Source organism: uncultured Methylovirgula sp., assembly GCF_947646745.1.
Classification (GTDB): Bacteria; Pseudomonadota; Alphaproteobacteria; order Rhizobiales; family Beijerinckiaceae; genus Methylovirgula.
Genome location: NZ_CANSHK010000003.1, coordinates 1 through 21,437, shown reverse-complemented (window position 1 = coordinate 21,437; position 21,437 = coordinate 1). Strand labels below are relative to the sequence as shown.

At 61.9% G+C, this 21,437-nt stretch carries 18 protein-coding genes; 11 read left to right on the top strand and 7 right to left on the bottom strand.

All coding sequences use genetic code 11. From position 1 onward, the window contains the following. Window positions 1–113: 113 nt before the first annotated feature. Window positions 114–2,240 (bottom strand): molybdopterin oxidoreductase family protein, encoded by a 2,127-nt coding sequence (locus tag Q0025_RS01400; RefSeq protein WP_297295246.1) that lies wholly within the window; start codon window positions 2,238–2,240, stop codon window positions 114–116. A gap of 358 nt (window positions 2,241–2,598) precedes the next feature. Next, on the bottom strand, window positions 2,599–2,793 hold the full coding sequence (locus Q0025_RS01395; RefSeq protein WP_297295244.1) for a hypothetical protein: 195 nt from the start codon (window positions 2,791–2,793) through the stop codon (window positions 2,599–2,601). Between the two features lie 131 nt (window positions 2,794–2,924). Between Q0025_RS01395 and Q0025_RS01390 the strand changes: the two genes are divergently transcribed. The 6 genes from Q0025_RS01390 (at window position 2,925) to Q0025_RS01365 (ending at window position 9,147) form a co-directional block, all read left to right on the top strand. Next, window positions 2,925–4,994: a hypothetical protein gene (locus tag Q0025_RS01390; protein WP_297295242.1), complete on the top strand. Its 2,070-nt coding sequence runs from the start codon at window positions 2,925–2,927 to the stop codon at window positions 4,992–4,994. A gap of 186 nt (window positions 4,995–5,180) precedes the next feature. Further along, window positions 5,181–5,555: a hypothetical protein gene (locus Q0025_RS01385; protein ID WP_297295240.1), complete on the top strand. Its 375-nt coding sequence runs from the start codon at window positions 5,181–5,183 to the stop codon at window positions 5,553–5,555. A 323-nt stretch (window positions 5,556–5,878) separates the two neighbouring features. Next, window positions 5,879–6,196 carry a PepSY domain-containing protein gene (locus tag Q0025_RS01380; protein ID WP_297295238.1) on the top strand — a complete coding sequence of 106 codons (318 nt, stop codon included), beginning with the start codon at window positions 5,879–5,881 and terminating at the stop codon, window positions 6,194–6,196. Between the two features lie 78 nt (window positions 6,197–6,274). Continuing rightward, window positions 6,275–6,952, top strand: coding sequence for a response regulator transcription factor (locus tag Q0025_RS01375; protein WP_297295389.1), 678 nt, complete (start codon window positions 6,275–6,277; stop codon window positions 6,950–6,952). Further along, window positions 6,930–8,315, top strand: coding sequence for a HAMP domain-containing sensor histidine kinase (locus tag Q0025_RS01370; protein ID WP_297295236.1), 1,386 nt, complete (start codon window positions 6,930–6,932; stop codon window positions 8,313–8,315). The genes Q0025_RS01375 and Q0025_RS01370 overlap by 23 nt, the downstream gene beginning before the upstream one ends. Window positions 8,316–8,346: 31 nt before the next feature. Further along, window positions 8,347–9,147: a hypothetical protein gene (locus Q0025_RS01365; RefSeq protein ID WP_297295234.1), complete on the top strand. Its 801-nt coding sequence runs from the start codon at window positions 8,347–8,349 to the stop codon at window positions 9,145–9,147. A 79-nt stretch (window positions 9,148–9,226) separates the two neighbouring features. On the opposite strand, the gene ppdK is transcribed toward Q0025_RS01365, so the two are convergent. Both ppdK and Q0025_RS01355 read right to left on the bottom strand, forming a co-directional pair. After that, entirely contained in the window at window positions 9,227–11,908 is a 2,682-nt protein-coding gene (gene ppdK / locus Q0025_RS01360; protein WP_297295232.1) for a pyruvate, phosphate dikinase, read from the bottom strand. Window positions 11,909–12,001: 93 nt separating this feature from the next. Further along, window positions 12,002–12,604 (bottom strand): HdeD family acid-resistance protein, encoded by a 603-nt coding sequence (locus Q0025_RS01355; protein ID WP_297295230.1) that lies wholly within the window; start codon window positions 12,602–12,604, stop codon window positions 12,002–12,004. Between the two features lie 361 nt (window positions 12,605–12,965). Between Q0025_RS01355 and dxs the strand changes: the two genes are divergently transcribed. Beyond that, window positions 12,966–14,894: a 1-deoxy-D-xylulose-5-phosphate synthase gene (gene dxs, locus Q0025_RS01350; protein WP_297295228.1), complete on the top strand. Its 1,929-nt coding sequence runs from the start codon at window positions 12,966–12,968 to the stop codon at window positions 14,892–14,894. Window positions 14,895–14,939: 45 nt separating this feature from the next. Here the strand turns inward: dxs and Q0025_RS01345 are convergent, their stop codons facing one another. Together Q0025_RS01345 and Q0025_RS01340 are read right to left on the bottom strand one after the other, a co-directional pair. Beyond that, a complete protein-coding gene (locus Q0025_RS01345) occupies window positions 14,940–15,266 on the bottom strand; it encodes a putative quinol monooxygenase (protein ID WP_297295226.1) in 327 nt (108 codons plus the stop codon). An 89-nt stretch (window positions 15,267–15,355) separates the two neighbouring features. Then, window positions 15,356–15,805, bottom strand: a complete 450-nt coding sequence (locus Q0025_RS01340; protein WP_297295224.1) for a MarR family winged helix-turn-helix transcriptional regulator — start codon at window positions 15,803–15,805, stop codon at window positions 15,356–15,358. A gap of 153 nt (window positions 15,806–15,958) precedes the next feature. Between Q0025_RS01340 and Q0025_RS01335 the strand changes: the two genes are divergently transcribed. The 4 genes from Q0025_RS01335 to Q0025_RS01320 are packed head-to-tail and all read left to right on the top strand — an operon-like array spanning window position 15,959 to window position 20,828. Then, complete coding sequence (locus tag Q0025_RS01335) at window positions 15,959–17,311, top strand: SCP2 sterol-binding domain-containing protein (protein ID WP_297295222.1); 1,353 nt, start codon at window positions 15,959–15,961, stop codon at window positions 17,309–17,311. 44 nt (window positions 17,312–17,355) lie between these two features. Then, window positions 17,356–18,084: a TlyA family RNA methyltransferase gene (locus Q0025_RS01330; protein WP_297295220.1), complete on the top strand. Its 729-nt coding sequence runs from the start codon at window positions 17,356–17,358 to the stop codon at window positions 18,082–18,084. Then, window positions 18,084–19,358: an RNA methyltransferase gene (locus Q0025_RS01325; protein WP_297295218.1), complete on the top strand. Its 1,275-nt coding sequence runs from the start codon at window positions 18,084–18,086 to the stop codon at window positions 19,356–19,358. Before Q0025_RS01330 ends, Q0025_RS01325 begins: the two co-directional genes overlap by 1 nt. 42 nt (window positions 19,359–19,400) lie before the next feature. Then, window positions 19,401–20,828: an FAD-binding oxidoreductase gene (locus Q0025_RS01320; protein ID WP_297295216.1), complete on the top strand. Its 1,428-nt coding sequence runs from the start codon at window positions 19,401–19,403 to the stop codon at window positions 20,826–20,828. Window positions 20,829–20,925: 97 nt separating this feature from the next. Here Q0025_RS01320 and Q0025_RS01315 read toward each other — a convergent pair. After that, on the bottom strand, window positions 20,926–21,437 hold a 512-nt coding region (locus tag Q0025_RS01315), incomplete at its 5' end, for a Sua5 family C-terminal domain-containing protein (protein WP_297295214.1).

Genomic DNA, 21,437 nt, shown 5'->3' with positions numbered 1-21,437 from the left:
GCGCTGTTCAATACCGCGCTTCACTGCTGAACCATTCGATGGTGATCGAGAATGTTGCACTGCCCGGCGACCCTAACGCCGCCGGACCCAAAATCCATCAGGCTCTTGATAAGCTAATTGGCGCGCGTCACCTCGACCAAATTATCCGAGAACGACGGTGCGTGCCCCATATCCGTGAAGGCAGCCGAACTGATGCTGTTGACTGTCCCCTCGTTAAGCTGACGCCAGTAGCCAAGGGTGGCGACCACCACGCCGCATTTGACATCATCCGTAATGCGCGCCACCCCCTTGAAGGCGCCGCGCGTGTTCATCACCTGAACGCGGTCACCGTCGATGATCCCGCGCGCGTCCGCGTCGGCTTGGCTGATCATGACGAATTGCTCGCCCTGCCCCCGAAGCTTTTCTTCCATGTTCGCGTAGCAGGAGTTCAGAAAGCCGTGGCTCTTCGGCGAGACGATGTTGAGCGGATAGCGCCGGGCAAGTTCCGGGTTGTTCGCCGCCGACTCACGCGCCCCGACATAATCCGGCAGCGGATCCAAATCCTCGCCCGGTTGAAAGGCTTCGTACATCTGCCGGAAAGGCCCGGCGACGAAATTCTTGGCGCCGTCGATTCTGAAATTGCACTTGCCTGTCGCCGTCGGGAAATTGCCTTCCCGGTGCGGTGCGCGATCATCCGGCGTCCCCACCTTCAACCGCGCGAAGCCGTGTTCGCGCAGATAGTCGAGGTCGATCCCCTCGCAAGCCGGAGCGTTCCAGTCGACATAATGCTCTAGGCATTCGGAATCGGTCCATTTGAAGTTTTCTTCCTCGAAGCCGAGACGGGCGGCCAGGCGGCGGAAGATCTCGTTATTGGGGATCGCTTCGCCGGGCGATTCGGCGCATTTCGCATTATAGGTCAGATAGAGGTGGCCCCACGACAGGATCATATCTTCCATTTCCGCACCCATCGCGGCCGGCAAGAGAATGTCGGCATAGGACGCCGTGTCGGAAATGAAGTGCTCAGCCGAGACCAGGAACAAATCTTCCCGCATCAATCCAGCGACGATCTTGTCCGTTTCCGGGGCCTGCGTGACCGGATTTGAGTTCCAGCACATCATCGACATGATCGGCGGATCGAGCGCCATCTCGCCGGTCAAAGCACGGCCGATCTGAAGATTGTTTACGACGCGCGTTCCTTCCGGAATCAGATCCGGCCGGCAGATCACGTCAAACTTGTAAGGATGCTCCCAGACAGGAAATTGCGTCACACCGCCGCCGACGTGGCGCCACGCCCCGGTCAGAGCCGGAATTGAGGTCACCGCGCGGATCGTCTGGCCGCCGCCGTAGTGCCGCTCAAGCGCGACACCGAGACGAATTGCGGCGGGCTGTTGCGTCGCCAATTCATAGGCGAGCTTACGGATGTCGGCCGCCGGAACGCCGGTGATTGCTTCCGCCCACTCCGGCGTGCGGGCCTGCGCGCGCTGTTTGAGGTCGTCGAAACCGACCGTGTATTGTTCGACATAATCTTGATCGACAAGTCCCTGCGCAATGATCGAGTTGATCAAGGCCATAGCAAGGGCGCCATCGGTCCCGGGCTTCGGGCAAATATGCCAATCGGCAGCCTTCGCCGTCCGCGATGCGTAAGCGTCGATCACGACCACCTTGGCGCCGAGCTTCTGCGCGTCGCGCACGATGGCCCAGTGATGCAGATTGGTGCTGACGCTATTGCACGCCCAAATCACGATGTATTTCGAATGAATGTAGCTTTCCGGATCGAGACCCGCCGTCGGGCCGACCGTCAGAAGCCATGCGGTGCACGAGCCCTCGCCGCAGAACGTGCGTTCGCAGACCGTGGCGCCCAGTCTGTTGAAGAACGCATCGCCGCCGTTGAGACCATGAACCAACCCCTGATGACCGAGATAGCTGTAGGGAATGATCGCCTGCGGCCCGTGCTGAGCGATGATGCCGTTCCAGCGCGAGACGATCTCGTCCAGCGCTTCGTCCCAAGTGATCCGCTCGAACTGCTTGCTGCCCTTAGGACCGACGCGACGCATCGGATAAAGCAGCCGATCCGGATGGTAGTGACGCTTTTCATAATCCTTCAGCTTCACGCAGAGACCGCCGCGCGTCATCGGATGGTCCGGGTTGCCGCGTACGTTTTGAAGAATACCACCGCGGACTTCGAACAACATCGAACACGTGTCCGGGCAATCGTGCGGGCACGCGCCGAAAAACACGTCCGGCTGAAGCAATTCGTTCATCATTTCCTCCGCAAGCGTCGCGCGATGCTCTTCTTTCGGAGCTTTCGCTGAATGACGTCTCTCGAAGACATTAAACTATTCGGTTGAATATATGTCAACCGAACGGCGATGGCCGCATATCGAAATCCGTAATTCAATGCGAAGCTATAGCGACACGGGAATCGCTCATCGGCGGTGATTTCAATACGCATAGAGATGACGGGCGGCCTCGATGTCGCCGAGGCGCATGATCGCGGCTACGACATGCCGAGCGGGTTGAGGCTCTGCGCGCCACTTTACCTCGATGAGCCATCGGCGTCCTTGAACCTGCGCGTGCTGCGAAACATGAGACCCATGCCGTGTGGTCAGGTGAGACTCCTTAGACGCCGCCCTTCACGAGCCCGGTGTCGGATGATGCGCACGCATGGCTTTTCGCAGGTTCGTGCCGCTCGCCGAGGACGTTCCGCGCTTGCTCGGTCGCGATGTCATCGACCGGCCCGACCGTGCAGGAGATCGCAGGCTTGCTCGTCATTTCGACCTTGACGCGAAAAAGATCGTTTCGCAATCTGCGCATCGGCTCTGCGACGCACGAAGAATGTCCTGCCGGTTCGAAACCAGCGGCGCCAAGGACAGACGCGACCGGCGAATAGCTTCATCACCTTTAAATTTTGTCAGCATTCCAAGCTATTAGCTAAGGAAATCCTGATGAGACGAGCACCGGCCTTTTTGGCGATCATCCTCCTCTTCGTGATGGCAGGCCTTCAAAATGCGCTGGCATGTACCGGGAAAACCCTACGCGCCGACAATTTCGATAACCTTCAAGGTTGGACCAGCGATCCTGCTATCCGGGTCGAGCGCAATATGCTGATCGTTACCGCCCGCGCTGCCGGCATGGCCGGTTCGCTCAATGACCTCGGCCGGTATCACGACTTCGATCTCTGTGTACTTGCCGCGGTCGTTCGAGCCGCCAACGGCGGCGATCCGGCCGGGGTGGTATTCTGGGCGGCGGACAATCACAACTACTACTTCTTTGCCGTGACGGGCATAGGCGCCTTGACAGTCATGCAGATGGCTAATGGCAAGATGAAACTCCTCATGCCCTGGACAAAAAACGGCGCGCTGAAGACCGGCGCGGGCGTCTGGAACACGCTTCAGGTAACCACCAAGGGAGCAACCGCGCACGTCTTCGTCAACGGAACGCAAGTGGGTAAAATTGACGGCACGCCCCCATCCAATGGCGGCATGATCGGTCTTTTGGCCGAGGCGACGAGCCAAGGCCCGGCGCAATGGGCTTTCGGCCGTCTCGTCGTTACCGACGGCACAGAACCTGCCCAAAGTATCAGCAGCATAAAACCTGCTCAAAGTGCCGGCGCTACAAAACCCGCGCAAAGTGCCAGCAGCACAAAGCCTGTTCAAACTGCCAGCGGCACAAAGCCTGTTCAAAGCGGCAGCGCGGCGACACCTCCCGGACCTACGCTTTATCAATCCATCGAGCAGGGCTTTGCGTCACGCTCGGGACCGCCTCTGTCGTTGGCAGTCGCTGACGACCAGGATGGAAACTTGCCATTCGGATCATCTGCCAGACTGATCCCCGGACAAGGGGCTAACAGAGAAGACTTTTGGGACAGTACCGATCCTTTAGAATCGATTGCAAAAGGAAAGGAGGTTCTAAAGACTTTGCCGTGGGTCCCGGCAAGTCTGGCGATCCACCCATCCGGCAATCCGGGTTCAGCAGGAGAAATTTACTTCACTGACGGGACGGACACAGTTTTCGTCGGCCTGAATGTCGGCGGGAAGCCGCTTGGCTATCGCACAAACTGTCGCCTTCAAGGCTCTGTGCTGCAATCCATTGCGATCGACAGTCACGGAACCATTTTCGCGGGCGCGGATGATGGCCGGATCGCCATCTGCGTGCCGCGCAGCGGCGTACAACCTTATGAAGCGTCTCTCGTCGGCACATTCGAAACAGTCGACCCGCCAAATGCAACCCCGCTCGATTCTGCCAGGCGGGTGCCGCTCGCTGTCGGCCCTCATGACGATCTCTACGTCCTGCGCTTGCGCTGGAGCGGTCAGTCATCGATCGAGCGATATGCCGGCCCGGTGCGAAGCTCCAATGCGACACCTGAGGCGGTGATCAAAGGTCCGCAGACCGGCCTGCAACTGCCGAGTTCGTTCGCCGTTGGTCGCGATGGGCGCATTTACGTGCTGAACGAAGCGCTAGGCTATAAGTATTCAGTCCTTGAGTTTGCGCCCGACAGCAACGGCGACACGTCGCCCGCAGCCATCATTGGCAGCAACGACCAAGCGTGGCCGCCGCTCAGCGATCCGGATGCCATTTCCGTCGACGGCGCCGGCCGAATTTATGTCTTCAATATGGCGTCGCACTTCGTCACAAATCGAAACGGTTCCACCACGCCGCAAGGGCCCTCGACGATCGCGATCTTCGCCGCAGGCGCTCAAGGAGCCGCCCAACCGGTTCAGACGATCGATATAACCGATGCTTCGAGAACCGTGGTGTCCAAGAGCATTGCTATCGACGGAAACAACGATCTGTGGCTTGGCACGGTCCCCCTGATCGACGGGGCGAAAAAGCGCGGCGCAGCGGTTTTTGCGCCATCGGCCGCGATGCCCCGTAAGGCGCTAAGACTGTTTGCGTTCGGCTTTCTTTACAGCTCTATCGGCGGAATTGTACCGGAGATCGCACTCTACCCTGCTTCCTCTACGGGCATACTTGACGATATCAACGGCTCGCCATCGGCGTCGGGCAGTCGATAGAACCGCTTGCGGCCCTGACCATGAAGGAGACGCAGAATGACGATTGAGCGCATCTCGGCACCCTGCCGCTGCGGCAAAGTCGAGCTCCAGATCGAAGGGGCTCCGATTTTGCGGAGCCTTTGTTATTGCGCGAGTTGCCAAGAGGCCGGTCGCCGGTATCAAGCACTCCCCGGCACCGAGCTTGTTTTGGCGGAGGATGGCGGCACGGACTACGTGCTTTATCGCAAGGATCGCGTGCGCTGCGTTCAGGGCGGCGACCTTTTGGAGGAGCGGCGGCCGAAACCCGATTCGCCGACGCGGCGAATGTATGCGCGCTGCTGCAACACGGCCATGTTCCTCGACTTCACCAAGGGGCATTGGCTCGCCATCTATCGCCCTCGCCTTCCCGGCGATATCCCGCCGGCCAGCATGCGGATGATGACCGCCGACCGGCCGGACGGCGTGATTTTTCCCGACGATATGGCGAACCATTCCGGCTTCTCCGGAAAATTCTTGCTGAAGCTGCTCGGTGCGTGGGTGGCCATGGGGTTCAGACGACCCGCTGTCGAGGGAGTCCCATAAGCGCTTAGGTCTATTCGCCACTCGAAAGTCCGCGGATCGCCGCCCGGGCCGCGGCGAGCCGCGCGATCGGCACGCGAAACGGCGAGGATCGCCGCCATGCTCGCCACAGATACCGAGCTTGATCTCCGCCCGCGCCTTACGGCCGCGCTCGACCGCAATCTCGCCGGCTTTCAGCGCCCCGCGCGGCGGCCGATCATTGGGAATTTGTATAGATGCGGAAATGCGCACGCATACCGGCTTGTCACATAGTCGCTCCACGGGGGCCTGGTGGCGCTGAAACGCTGCTTTTTGCCCAGCTCTTGGGCCTATGGAGTCGGAAAAAAATGAATAATCAATATCACCGTGTCCGTCTGTTTGGTGCTCTCGCGATCGGCTTCGCGGCGGCAGGAGCGCCGCTGATGCCTGCCGCAGCGCGAGAACGTCCGGCGCCGAAGATCAGCATGGGCGAGGCACGCGCCATTGCCCTTAAGGCTTTCCCGGCCAAAATCATCAAATCAGAGCTTGAGCGCGAGCGCGGCGGGAGTGGCCTGCGCTACTCCTTTGATATGCGTCAAGGCAAGACATGGCGCGAGGTCGGTGTCGACGCGATGACTGGCCGCGTGCTGGAAAACAGCCCCGAAGGCGCTAATCCCGCCGATTAAGTCCATAAAACCGGGAGGTGACCGGTGCAATCAGGCGCCGGTCACCTACATCAAGCAGATATTTGCAGGACAAGGATCATGAGACTGCTCGTCATCGAGGACGACGCGGAAACTGCCTCTTACATCGCTAAGGGCCTCGCCGAACTTGGTCATGTTGTCGATCATGCGCCAAACGGCCGAGACGGCTTTTTCCTCGCGGGCGCGAACCATTATGACGTGGCGATCGTTGACCGCATGCTGCCGGGCCTCGACGGTCTCACGCTCGTGAAGAAGCTTCGTGACGAAGGCGTCGGCACTCCGGTCCTGTTTCTCACCAATCTCGGTGGCATCGATGATCGCGTCGAAGGCCTCGACGCCGGTGGCGACGATTATCTCACAAAGCCCTTCGCTTTTTCGGAGCTCCTTGCCCGAGTCAATGCCCTAGCCCGGCGCCCGGCGATCTGCGCGACCGAAACGCTCCTGCGCTGCGGCGACTTGGAAATGGATTTACTCAAGCGGACAGTCTCTCGGCGCGGGCGATTGATCGAATTGCAGCCACGCGAATTTACCTTGCTAGAGTGTCTGATGCGGCACGCCGGGAAGGTCATAACCCGGACCATGCTTCTCGAAATGGTGTGGCAATTTCATTTCGACCCCAAGACCAACATCGTTGAAACGCACATCAGCCGCCTGCGCGCCAAAATAGATCGGGGGTTTGACCATGAATTGATTCATACGGTCCGCGGCTCAGGATATGTCCTTCGTGCCCAAGATTAGGATTTTCCAATCTACGATCTTTCGTCTCGCCGGCACCTATGTCGTGCTGTTTGCCCTTTCTGTCGTGATTTTGGGTCTCTTGACCTATTTCGCGACCTCGGTAGCGCTTCTCCATACAGTCGATGCCCGCATAGAGGATGCTTCGATCGTTCTTCGGAACGACTATGAAGCCGGCGGGCTACCTCGTCTTCTGGCGACGGTAAACGCACGCCTGAAAGATCATCACGGCAACGCGCTTTTATATCTGGTTCTTGACCAAAATGGCGCAACACTCGCTGGACAACTTCCCGTCGTCCCGAAGCGCGATGGCTGGTCCTATTCGGATTATATCGAAAACGAAAGCGACAACGATGTTGGCAGCCTCCGCGTTCTTTTCAAGCCTCTGGTGGGAGGATTTCACATTGCGGTTGCCGCTGACCTTGAACAGATAGAGGATGCAAAGGACGCGATTGCCAACACCTTTTTGTCAGCCTTCTTCGCAGTCGTTTTGCTCGGAACTGTGGGCGGCGTGGCCCTAAGCTTTGTGCTTCTGCGACGCGTTGAGGCGATCAGGCTTGCGGCCGAAGCAATCAGCGACGGCGATTTGTCAAAACGCATTCCTTTTCGCGGAAATGGCGACGATCTCGACCGTTTATCGCAAACGCTCAATCACATGCTCGACCGCATCGCCGGGCTTCTGGAAAGCCTGCGGCAGGTTTCGACCCATATCGCTCATGACCTTAAGACACCGCTTGCTCGCCTGCGTCAGCGGTTGGAACGCGCAGCTCAAAGTGCCGGTGGCTTCAACGTGGAGATCGACGCCGCCGTCACCGATGTGGACGAAATCCTCGCGACGTTCAGCGCGCTTCTACGCATAGCACAAGTCGAGGCGGGCACGCGCCGCGCGGGGTTCCGGGATGTCGACCTGAGCGGCATCTTGAGCACCGTAGTCGAGGCTTTTGCGCCAGTGGCTGAGGATCGCGGCCAAAACCTTGTCTTAGACATATCGAATGACGCCCATGTTTTTGGCGATCGTGAACTGCTAACGCAGATGATGGCCAACTTGGTCGAGAACGCCATTCGCCATACACCGGCGGGCACCACGATCGCGACGAAACTTTATGGCAGCCGCGGCGATTTCATTGTGAGCGTGGCGGATAATGGCCCCGGTGTTCCCGAAAACGAACGCCATCAGCTCTTCCAGAGATTCTATCGACTGGAGCGGAGCCGTTCAATGCCCGGTAGCGGATTGGGTCTGAGTCTCGTCAAGGCAATTGCCGAACTTCACGAGATTACCGTCGAGATCCAAGACGCTAAACCGGGATTGGCGGTGCTTCTCCATTTTCGGAGTGAACCAGAGCGGTTGTCCGCTCGACATAAGTGAAAGCATCGTGAACTTCCAAGGATCCAACTTCATGAATCAGACGATGAGCAAAGTTCCCGAAGTCACACTGATCTTCTGGATCATCAAAATCGCCGCGACGACCCTCGGTGAAACAGGGGGCGATGCGGTGACAATGACGTGGCTGCACGCCGACACCCATCCCCACAACGGGGGATATCTGATCGGCACCGGGATATTTCTTGCCGTGTTCGTGGCGGCGGTGATTGTCCAAATCTCCGCCAAAAAGTTCAACCCTTGGTTCTATTGGCTGGCGATCGTGGCCTCAACGACCATCGGGACGGCTATGGCCGATCTTTTCGACCGCTCCTTGGGAATCGGCTACACGGGTGGCGCGTCGATCTTATTGGCGTGCGTTCTAGCTTCGCTCGCGATTTGGTACTTCACCCTCGGCTCTGTAAATGTCCAGACCGTTTCGACCCCGAAAGTGGAAGTCTTCTATTGGGTGACGATCACCTTCTCCCAAACGCTCGGGACGGCGCTTGGCGATTGGATGGCCGACACGGATCGAGGCGGTCTCGGCCTTGGCTATGAATACGGAGCGCTCGCTTTCGGCGCTGGCCTTGCCGTCCTCGCGGCGCTCTATTTCTGGACGAACACGTCGCGCGTCTTCTTGTTCTGGGCCGCTTTTATTCTGACGCGCCCGCTCGGTGCGACGGTCGGCGATTTTCTCGACAAGCCGCTGAAGGATGGTGGCCTCGACGTCAGCCGGCCGCTCGCGTCCGCGATTTTGGCGCTCTTTATCATCGTTTGCATCATTGCTTTGCCGCAGCGCGCGGGGCGGCATCCCGGCGAGGCGCCGGCCCTTGAGTGAGCGGCTGATCTCCCGTGGAATCTGACGTTCGTTGAAGTGTCCGCCACGCCGAATATAAGGCAGATTGGCGGACGGGATTTCACGAACCTTCGCCGCTGGAAAGTCCGCCGATCGCCGCCTGAGCCGCGGCAAGCCGCGCGATCGGCACGCGAAACGGCGAGCAGGACACGTAATCCAGCCCCGCCTTGTCGAAGAAGCCGATCGAGGTCGGATCGCCGCCATGCTCGCCGCAGATGCCGAGCTTGATCCCCGCCCGCGCCTTGCGGCCGCGCTCGACGGCGATCTCGACCAATTCGCCGACGCCCTGCTGGTCGATCGTCGCAAAGGGATCGCGTTCAAGCAGGCCTTTGGAGATATAGACCCCGAGGAACGTACCGGCATCGTCGCGCGAAATGCCGAGCGCCGTCTGGGTGAGGTCGTTGGTGCCGAAGGAAAAGAATTCGGCCGTCTCGGCGATCTCGCCGGCTTTCAGCGCCGCGCGCGGCAGTTCGATCATCGTCCCGACGCTATAGGCGATCCTCTCGCCGCTCTCGCGCGCGACGGCGGCCGCGATCCTGTCGATGATCGCCTTCACCGCATCGAGCTCGGACTTGATGGCGACGAGCGGCACCATGATTTCCGGCGCCGGCGCTTGGCCGGTGTTGCGCTTGGCCTCGACCGCGCCTTCGAAAATGGCGCGCGCCTGCATTTCGGCGATTTCGGGAAACGCGATCGCCAGGCGGCAGCCGCGGAAGCCGAGCATCGGATTGAATTCTTTCAATTCCGCGGCGCGATGTTCGAGATGTTCGGGCGTCACGCCGGTCGCGGCGGCAACTTCGGCAATCTCCTCCGCGCTGTGCGGCAGAAATTCATGCAGCGGCGGATCGAGCAGCCGGATCGTCACCGGAAAGCCCGCCATGATCTCGAACAGCCGGGCGAAATCGCTGCGCTGAAACGGCAGCAATTTGGCGAGCGCCGCGCGCCGTCCCTTCTCGTCGTCGGCGAGGATCATTTCGCGCATGGCCGCGATGCGGCCGGCATCGAAGAACATATGCTCGGTGCGGCAAAGGCCGATCCCCTCGGCGCCGAAGCGGCGCGCCGCCTCGGCATCGGCCGGCGTCTCGGCATTGGCGCGCACGCCCATGCGCCGCAACGTGTCGGCCCATTGCATGATGATGCCGAATTCGCCGGAAAGCTCCGGCTGCTGCATCTCGATCGCGCCCTGCATCACCTTGCCGGTCGTGCCGTCGATGGTCAGGATATCGCCGCGCCGCAGCGTCACCGGGCCGGCCGATAAGACGCCGCGTTCGGAATCGATGCGAAGCGCGCCGACGCCGGAAACGCACGGCTTGCCCATGCCGCGCGCGACGACCGCCGCATGCGAGGTCATGCCACCGCGCGTCGTGAGGATGCCTTCGGAGGCATGCATGCCGTGAATGTCCTCGGGACTCGTCTCGACGCGGACGAGAATCACTTTGCGCCCGGCGCTGCGCAATTGCTCCGCCTCGTCGGCGTTGAAGACAATCTCGCCGCTTGCGGCGCCCGGCGAGGCCGGCAGGCCGCTGGCGATGACGTCGCGCTCGGCCTCCGGCGCGATGGTCGGATGCAGCAATTGATCGAGCGAACCGGGTTCGATGCGCAGCACCGCCTCGCGCTCGCCGATCAGCCCTTCCCGCACCATTTCGACGGCCGACCGCAAAGCGGCTTTGGCGGTGCGCTTGCCGGTGCGCGTCTGTAGCATCCAAAGCTTGCCGCGCTCGACGGTGAATTCGACGTCCTGAATGTCGCGATAATGCCGTTCGAGCCGGTCGGCGACCGCGACGAACTGCCGGAAGACATCCGGCAGCGCCTTTTCCATCGAGGGCTGGCTCGATCCGGCGGCTAGCCGCGCCGCCTCGGTGATATTTTGCGGCGTGCGCACCCCGGCGACGACATCCTCGCCCTGCGCATTGATCAGGAATTCGCCGTAAAGCTCTTTGGCGCCGGTCGAGGGGTTGCGGGTGAAGGCGACGCCCGTCGCCGAGGTCTCGCCCATATTGCCGAAGACCATCGCCTGGACGTTGACGGCCGTGCCCCAGGATTCCGGAATGTTGTGCAATTGCCGGTAAATTTTGGCGCGCGGATTGTTCCACGAGCCGAAGACCGCGCCGATCGCGCCCCAGAGCTGCTCCTGCGGCGCCTGCGGAAACGCTGTGCCATGCACATCCGCGATCTTCGCCTTGAAGCCGGCGATGACCTGCTGCCAATCGGCGGCGGAAAGATCGGTATCGAGCGCGAGGCCCTTAGCCTCCTTGAAGTCCTCGATGATCTCTTCGAAATAATGGTGTCCGACGCCGAGCACGATGCTCGAATACATCTGGATGAAACGGCGGTAGGAATCGTAGGCAAAGCGCGAATCGCCGGCATCAGCGGCGAGCGCCTCGACGGTCGCATCGTTGAGACCGATGTTCAGCACCGTGTCCATCATGCCCGGCATCGAGGCGCGCGAGCCGGACCGAACCGAGACGAGCAGCGGGCGCTGCGCGTCGCCGAAACTGCGCCCGGCAATGGCCTCGATCCGTTTCAGCGCTGAATCGACCTCGGCCTTGAGCTCCGGCGGATAGCTCTGTCCGTGATCGTAAAAATAGGCGCAGACCTCGGTGGTGATGGTGAACCCTGGCGGGACCGGCAGGCCGAGATTGGCCATCTCGGCCAGATTGGCTCCCTTGCCGCCAAGAAGCGCGCGCATCTGGCTGCCGCCTTCGGCGCTACCGTTGCCGAACGTATAGACCCACTTCGTCATCGAGGTCCCCGAATTGGGCCGGCGCGGCCCGAGGCGCCGATGATCCATAGATCAGCGCGCGCGCCGGAGAAACGTGGTTTTTCGTCTAAGCTGTCAGGCGCGCCGCGGCAAAGAGAGGAGGCGCGCCTTCATCCGCAGGCCGAGCGTAATCCAACTGCCGCCCCAGAACAGAAGGTCGAGGCCGAGCAGGACGCCGAGAACCACGAAACTATTGGCCGGCCAACCGATGAGGACGACAAGTCCGACCAGAGACGTGACAATGCCGGCAAGAATAACAACAGTCCGGACATCTTTATTGAGCTGGGTCCCGACATAGATACGGATGAGCCCGGTCACGAACATTGCAATGCCGAGAAGCAAAGTGAACACGGCCGCGGCCATGAGAGGCTGGGCGAGCGCGAAGGCGGCGACCACAATATAAGCGAGGCCGGCGACGACCCAGAGGAAGAAACGCGCCCAGGAGCGCGCGCCAAAAGCGAAGGCGATCTCGCCACCACCGGCGATGATCATGAACAAAGCGATAATATAGACGGAGGCGACGGTGGCGGAAACGACCAGAACGAGGGCGGCAATGCCCATCGCCGCAACGAGCGCGCCGAGCGCCACGAACCAGCCCCAGCGGTGGCGGAGCTGTTCGACACAGCCGCCTGCCGCCGGCAGGCTCGAGAATGGCGCAATCTTCGTCGGCAAGCTCATGGCTGACTCCCCGCCAGCAAATATTGCAGAGACACCCATCTTTCCAGGGCGAAGCGAAGCCCGGCCAGTTTTTTGCAGCACAAATGGCCCAGCTCGCGATGATTCGGCCTTTCCATTATGGCTGAGGCCCGCGGGATTAGTAACCGGAAAGACACAGCCAGCACAGAAGCAGCTTAAGAACCCTCCGCTGGCGCGCTTCACGCACGGCGCTCACGTTGTCGGAGTCGTTAATCCTGTTATCAATAGAAGGATTGTTCGGTTTTTCTGCAAAATTGCTGTTCCGCACCTTTTCGATGTAAGTTCAGCCTGACCATAAACAGCCACGCTTAAGCTGTTATGCCCAATTTGTGATGAGGTAGCTGTGACAACATCTTCGAAGACTCCGCTTCTCGACGCGATCAAATCGCCGGCGGATTTGCGGCGGCTTCCGGAAACCGATCTCGCCCGGGTCGCCGACGAACTGCGCACCGAGACGATCGACGCCGTCTCCGTGACCGGCGGTCATCTCGGCGCGGGCCTCGGCGTCGTCGAACTGACCGTGGCGCTGCATTATGTCTTCGACACCCCGCGCGACCGCATCATCTGGGACGTCGGCCACCAGGCCTATCCGCACAAGATCCTGACCGAGCGGCGCGATCGTATTCGCACCCTGCGCAAGGGCGACGGCCTGTCGGGCTTCACCCGGCGCGCGGAAAGCCCCTACGACCCGTTCGGCGCCGGCCATTCCTCGACCTCGATCTCCGCCGGCCTCGGCATGGCGGTTGCCGCGACCCTTGCCGACAAGCCGACCAATGTGGTCGCCGTCATCGGCGACGGCGCCATGTCGGCGGGCATGGCCTATGAAGCGATGAACAATGCCGGCGCGATGCATTCGCGGCTGATCATCATCCTCAACGACAATGAAATGTCGATCGCCCCGCCCGCCGGCGCGCTTTCGTCCTATCTTGCCCGGCTCGTCTCGGGGGGCACCTATCGCACCGTGCGCGAGGCGGCCAAGCAACTCGGCCGGCATTTGCCGAAATTCATCTACGACCGCGCCCGCAAGACCGAGGAATTCGCCCGCAACTTCTGGGCCGGCGGCACGATGTTCGAGGAGCTCGGCCTTTATTATGTCGGCCCGATCGACGGACATAATCTCGATCACCTGCTTCCGATTCTCAAAAACGTCCGCGATACCGAAGGCGGCCCGGTGCTCGTCCATGTCGTGACGCAAAAGGGTAAAGGCTATGGCCCGGCCGAGGCTGCCAAGGACAAGCACCACGCCGTCAACACGTTCGACGTCCTGACCGGCACGCAGGTGAAGCCGAAGGCCAATGCGCCGTCTTATACGCGCGTCTTCGCCGATGCGCTGGTGAAAGAGGCGCAGCAAGACGATAAGATCGTCGCCATCACCGCCGCCATGCCGTCGGGCACCGGCCTCGACGTGTTCGAAAAGGCCTTCCCCGACCGGACCTTCGATGTCGGCATTGCCGAGCAGCATGCGGTGACTTTTGCCGCGGGTCTCGCGACCGAAGGCTTCAAGCCCTTCTGTGCGATCTATTCGACTTTCCTGCAGCGCGCCTATGATCAGGTCGTGCATGATGTGGCGATCCAGAAGCTGCCGGTGCGCTTCGCCATCGACCGTGCCGGCCTCGTCGGCGCCGACGGCGCGACGCATGCCGGCTCCTTCGATGTGTCCTATCTCGGCATCCTGCCCGGCATGGTCATCATGGCGGCGGCGAACGAGGCCGAACTCGTGCATATGGTACATACCGCAGTCGCCTATAGCGAAGGCCCGATCGCCTTCCGCTATCCGCGCGGCGAAGGCGTCGGCATCGAATTGCCGGAGCAGCCCGAGGTCCTGACGATCGGCAAGGGCCGCATCGTCCGCGAAGGCAGCAAGGTCGCGATCCTGTCGCTCGGCACGCGGCTCGGCGAAGCCCTCAAGGCGGCGGAAGATCTGAGCACCTACGGCATCTCGGCGACGGTCGCCGACGCGCGCTTCGCCAAGCCGCTCGATATCGATCTCGTCGCCCGGCTCGCCCGCAACCACGAGGTCCTGATCACGATCGAGGAAGGTTCGGTCGGCGGTTTCGGCTCCTTCGTGACGCAGGCTTTGCTCGAAAAGGGCCTGCTCGACGGCCGCCGGCCGCTAAAACTGCGCTCGATGGTGCTGCCCGATGTTTTCCTCGAGCACGACAAACCAGAAAAGATGTATGCCGAATCGCATCTCGACGCGAAGGGCATCGTCGCCAAAGTGCTTGAGACGCTCGGCCGCGAAGACGACGCGGCGCGCGCGTTGATCGCCTAATTCCATCCGCATCGCCGAGCCCACCCCGGGCTCGGCTTCCAAGGATCAGGCGATTTTGATTTGCGCGCGGAGCGGAATCGCCTGCGGCTCGTCGACGTGGAAGATCGACAGCCTGCGCTCGGCAATGCCGAGATTCTTCCAGGAGCCGCACCATTCGGCGATATGGCTCGACGCAAAATGCTCGTCGAAGGCCGCTTGGCTGACCCAGCGCTCCGTGATGTGAACGAGGCCAGGCTCCAGAATATCCTCGGCATAGGAATATTCGAGGCAGCCTTCTTCCTTGCGGCTCGCAGCGATCACCTTCTGCATGGCAGGCTGCGCCTCGGCCAGACGCTCGGGCGCAATGCGGATCGTGCCGGTGACGAGGAGCATAATTTCTCAAGCCGATCGGTTAGCCGGGACACAGCAAGCCGCAAAATGCGTGCGGGGTCAACGTTTCGATTTGGCGCCGACGATGCCGATCAAAGCTCCTCCGTCAACCGCGCCAGCGATCGGTCCAGCACCGCATTGAGCCGCGCCGTTTCGCTCTCCCCCAAGAGTTTCGCCACATGTGCCTGCGCCTTGCGCCACAAAGGATGGGCAATGGGCAACAGGGCCTTGCCCGCCGGCGTCAGCTCCACCACCCGACGGCGACGGTCATCCGCGTCCTGGTGAACTTTCAGAAGCTGACGTTCGATAAGCGGCTTGAGATTACGCGTCAGCGTTGTGGGGTCGGTGTCCAAAGCTCCTGCCAAATCGCCGATCGAGAGTCCCTCGCCCGCGTAGAGATGTGCGATCAAGCTGAACTGCGCGAGCGTCAGCCCCGCTGGCTCCAACATCCGGTCGTATATTTGGGTGACACGGCGCGCTATCCTGCGCAGGCGTAGGCAGGTGCAATTGGCGATCTCCTGAGCAGCCAGGGATTTGCTCATTGTCTGCTTCGATTCTTCCGGCTCTCGCTCAAGTCATATCACTGCATATGCAGTGATGCCAGATGCGCGGCATCTCGGCTTGACCGACCAGCCTTATTGGCTGTATATACATGTATTCTGCATGAATGGACTCTCAAAAGGGTGGAGGCATGTATGGCAGCGTTCGCGGACCATCCGACTGTGCAGACGATGCGAGCCCGCGCCGCGGCCGGGACCTTACCCGAAGCCCCCGGCGTCATCGACGCCGCCTGGCTCAAAAACCTTTGCCTTGAAGCGGGTGCGGACGATGTCGGCTTCGTCTCTGTCGAGAGCCCCTATATCGCCGCGCAGAAGGCTGAAATTCTCGCGGCTTTCGGCCGAACGAAAACCGCGGTCAGTTTCGTCTGCCGGATGAACCGGGAGAACATCCGCACGCCTGCCCGCTCCGTCGCCAATGTCGAATTCCATCGCAGCGGCGATGAAATCAATGACACGGCCCGCCACATCGTCGCGATGCTTCAGGAGGCGGGCATCGCCGCACGCAACGGCGCGCCGGTCGGCTTTCCGATGGAAGCCGATCGCTGGGGCGCCGGCCAAATGTGGGTCGTCTCCCACAAGCCGATCGCCGTCGCGGCAGGACTTGGCCGCATGGGCATCCACCGCAATGTCATCCACCCGAAGTTCGGCAATTTCATTTTGCTTGGCACAGTCCTCGTCGATGCCGAGGTTACGGCCTACAACGCGCCGCTGGATTATAACCCCTGCCTCTCGTGCAAGCTCTGCGTCGCCGCCTGCCCCACCGGCGCCATCAGCCCCGATGGCGCCTTCAATTTCCAGGCCTGCTACACGCATAATTATCGCGAGTTCATGGGCGGCTTCGGCGATTGGGTCGAGTCGGTTGCAGACGCGCGCAGCGCCAAGGACTATCGCGGCAAGGTGTCCGATCCCGAAACGATCTCGATGTGGCAAAGCCTCTCATTCGGCGCCAACTATAAAGCCGCGTATTGCCTGTCGGTCTGCCCGGCCGGCGAGGACGTCATCGGGCCATATCTTGCCGACCGCGTTGTCTTCAGCAAGACGGTGGTCGAGCCGCTGCGGGCCAAGCAGGAGACGATCTATGTGGCGCCGAACTCCGACGCCGAGACCTATGTGCCGCGCCATTTCCCGCACAAGACGGTGAAACGCGTCCCAAGCGGTCTGCCGCGCCAGACGTCGGTGCGCGGTTTTCTGCAGGCCCTGCCGCTCGTCTTCCAACGCGGCCGCGCCAAGGATTTGAAGGCAACCTACCATTTCACCTTCACCGGCCGCGAGGAGGTGAAGGCGACGGTGGTGATCGCCGACAAGACGTTGCGCGTCACCGAAGGCCACGAAGGCACGCCCGATCTGAGCGTGACCGCCGACAGCGAGACATGGCTGCGCTTTCTGCGCAAGGAGGCCAAGCTTCCCTTCGCCCTCATCGCCCGGCGCATCCGCCTCAAAGGGCCGCCGCGGCTACTCCTCGCCTTCGGGCGCTGCTTCCCACTCTGACGGCTGGATGACGGCCAACCAGGGTGGTGATAATAACGCCGCCCATGAGTTCACGACGCGCCGATCTCGCTCTTGTCGAACGCGGTTTTTTTGCCAGCCGCGCCAAGGCGCAGGAGGCGATCGCCGCCGGCCATGTGAGGATCGACGGCCGCGTTCTCGGCAAAGCCTCCGAGCCCATCGCGGAAGGCGCCGAAATCGAAGCCCTGCCGCTTTATCCTTGGGTGTCGCGCGGCGGCGTCAAGCTTGCCGCCGCACTCGATGCTTTCGGCTTCGATCCGGCCGGTGCGATCTGCCTTGACGTTGGGGCCTCGACCGGCGGCTTCACCGATGTGCTGCTGACGCACGGCGCAACGAAAGTCTATGCCATCGATGTCGGCCACGGCCAATTGCACCCACGGTTGCGCGACGATCCGCGCGTCGTTTCGCGCGAAGGTGTCGACGCGCGGCGTCTAAGAAAAAGCGACGTCCTGGAGGCGCCGAATTTCCTCACCTGCGATCTAAGCTTTATTTCCTTGTCGCTTGTTCTGCCTCATATCTTCGAGCTCGCCGCGCGCCCCGCCCGGCTTGTCTGCCTGATCAAGCCGCAATTCGAGGTCGGCCCCGCTTTCGTCATCAAAGGCCGCGTCAAAGACGAAGCCGCGCAGCAGCGCGCCTGCGACGCCGTCGAGACTCTGATCCGCAACGCGGGCTGGCAGATTGCCGGACTGATCCCGTCGCCGATCGAAGGCGGCGACGGCAATCGCGAATTCCTCATCGGCGCGATGCTGTCGTAATGCAGGTGTTACACATCGAACGGCTCGGCCAGCGCGGCGAAGGCATTGCCCATACGCCCGCGGGCCCCGTCTATGTCCCCTATGCGCTCGCCGGCGAGACGGTGCAGGCCGAGGTTTCCGGCGACCGCGGCCGGCTCATCGAAATCCTCGTGCCGAGCCCGGCGCGGATCGACGCCTTCTGTCCGCATTATGGCGTCTGCGGCGGTTGCGCGGTACAAGCGCTTGCGCCGCAGGCCTACGCCGATTGGAAGCGCGGCCTTTTGATCGACGCGTTAAGGCACGCCGGGTTTCATCCGCCGGTCGATCCACGCGTCGATTCGCTCGTCGATGCCCATGGCGCGGGGCGACGCCGGGCGACGTTCCACGCGCGCTATGCGGCATCCGGCAAGCCGCGCGTCGGCTTCATGCAGGCGCGAGCGCATGAAATCATCGATCTCGATGCCTGCCCCGTCCTGGCGCCGTCTCTGCAAGCCGCGCCGGCCGTCGCGCATGCCATCGCCGCAGCGCTCGCCACCGCACCCAAGCCGCTCGACATCGCCGTCACCGCGACCCTCTCCGGCCTCGATGTCGATCTTCGCGGCCACGGAACGCTCAGCCCGCATGAAACGCAAGCGTTGATCCGTCTCGCCGCGGCGCATGACCTCGCGCGCCTTTCCAATCATGGGTTGCGTGTCATCGAGCGGCGCTCGCCGCTTCTGCGTATGGGCCGCGCCGATGTCGCGCCGCCGCCCGGGGCATTTTTGCAGGCGACCGAGGCCGGCGAAGCGGCCCTGGTGGACAAGGTGTGCGCGGCGCTTGACGGCGCGCGGCACGCCGCCGATCTTTTCGCCGGGCTCGGCACGTTCAGCCTGCGCCTTGCCGAAAAAATGCGCGTCCAAGCCGTCGATAGCGAAAGCGCGGCACTCGAAGCTTTGGCCAAAGCGGCGCGCGCGACGCCCGGCCTGCAGCCCGTGGCAGTCGAAACACGCGATCTGTTTCAACGCCCGCTGAGCGCTGCGGAACTCGTCCCCTTCGATGCGGTCGTTTTCGATCCGCCGCGCGCCGGCGCTGAGGCACAGGCGCGTGCTCTCGCGGCTTCGTCCGTACCCTTGATCGTTGCGGTCTCGTGCAATGTCCAGAGCTTCGCCCGCGATGCGGTGCTCCTGGCGGGCGGTTCCTATCAGTTCGAAAGCGCGACGCCATTCGACCAGTTCCGCTATTCGCCGCATCTCGAAATCGTCGGGATTTTCCGTCGCCCTGCCAAGAGCCGCCGCGCGCGCCGGCTGCTGGGCTGATTATCCTGTCGGATGGCGCGCGGGTCTGCTTTAATGCGCCGCATGAACCTGAAACCCGTTTCGCGCCCCGCGGATGATCTCATTGCGCGCTTCGCGGCCATTACCGGCATTGCGCATGTCATCACCGATCCCGCGCGCATGGCCGCCTATCTGCGCGAGCCGCGCAGCCTTTATCATGGCCGCGCGCGCGCCATCGTCCAGCCGGGCTCGACGGCCGAGCTTGCGGCGATCGTCGCGCTTTGCCATCAGACCGAGACGAAAATCGTCCCGCAGGGCGGCAATACCGGCCTTGTCGGCGGCCAGACGCCATCCGAGGCGGGCGATGAGATCGTCCTCTCGCTCTTGCGGCTCAACCGGCTCCGCGAGATCGACAGTGTGTCGAACACGATCATCGCCGAAGCGGGCATGACCTTGAAAGACGTGCGCGCCGCCGCCGAAGCAGCCGGGCGTATTTTTCCGCTGGCGCTGAATGCCGCGCCGGCCTGCACCATCGGCGGCAATCTTGCCACCAATGCCGGCGGCTCGGCCGCCATTGCCTATGGCGTCGCCCGCGATCTGGTGCTCGGTCTCGAAGTCGTGCTCGCCGACGGGCGCATCCTCGACGACCTCTCGAAGCTCAAGAAGAACAACACCGGCTACGATCTGAAAAACCTGTTCATCGGCTCGGAAGGCACGCTCGGGATCATCACCGCAGCGGTTTTGAAGCTTTATCCGAAGCCGCAATCGACCGTGACCGCCCTCATCGGATTGGCCGACCTTGATCGCGCATTGCGCTTATTGAATTTCGCGCAAGAAGAGGTCGATACCGAGCTCAAGACCTTCGAGCTTTTGCCGCGTATCGCTTTCGATTTCGTGCTGAAGCATGACGCGACGGCGGCGGATCCGCTCAATGCCCCGCATGCCTTTTACGCTTTGCTGGAATTTTCGAGCCAAAGTCTTGGTTTGGCTGACCGTGTTCAAACCTTGCTTGAAGCCGCATCGGCGCGCGCGATCAGCGCAGAGGCGAAGATCGGCGTGACGCCCGAGGCGCGCAAAGCGCTCTGGCATATCCGGCTCAAAATCCCGGACGTCCAGGTGCATGAAGGCGGCTCGATCAAACACGACATTTCCGTGCCGATCGCCGCGGTGCCGGCTTTTTTGCGCGAGGTTGAGGCCGCGGTGACGGCGCGTATCCCGGGGGCGCGGCTCGTCGCCTTCGGCCACCTCGGCGACGGCAATATCCATTGCAACGTCTCGCAGCCGGTCGGCGCCGACAAAGCCGCGTTCCTGGCGCGCTGGCATGAGGTCAATGCGATCGTGCACGGCATTGTCGCAAAATATCACGGGGCGATCTCGGCCGAGCATGGCATCGGCCGGCTGAAGCGCGACCTCTTGCCGGGCGTCAAGGACCCCGTGGCGCTCGACCTCATGCGCACGCTGAAGAAAACGCTCGACCCCAGAAATATCTTGAACCCGGGTAAAGTCGTCTAGCGCATCGACCGAAAAGTGCGAAGCGGGTTTCGGCCAAATCCGATGCGATGAGAAAGACTTATGGGCGCCGAGCGACTCAATTTAAATGTCCGACGCTCTAGCGTACCGCCGCGCGCTTGAGGCGGTCGTTGATCGCTTCGCCAAGACCGGCGTCAGGAATCGGCGCGACCGCGATTGCCGCATGATCCGCATCGAGCCGGCGCAGATAGGCGAACAAATGCGCCGCCGCTTCGACGAGGTCGCCGCGCGGCGACAGATCGAGGACATCGGCGCCTGGCGTGAAGTGGCCGCCGAAATCGAGCCCGGCTTCGCCCGGCTCGCGCCGCGCCGCGTTGAGCCGCAGTCTCGCCCGCGGCGCGTAATGGGCGGCAAGCATGCCCGGCGCGCGAATGGCGGCATCGGGCGCCACGTCTTCGAGCCTCGCGCCAAGCACGGCTTCGATGGCCTCGCGCGGCACGCCGCCCGGACGCAAGAGCACCGGCGTCTCCATCAGGCAGCCAATGATCGTCGACTCGACGCCGACATCGACCGCGCCTTCGATGATCGCATCGATCCTGCCCGCGAAATCTTCGCGCACATGCGCGGCGGTGACAGCGCTGACGCGGCCGG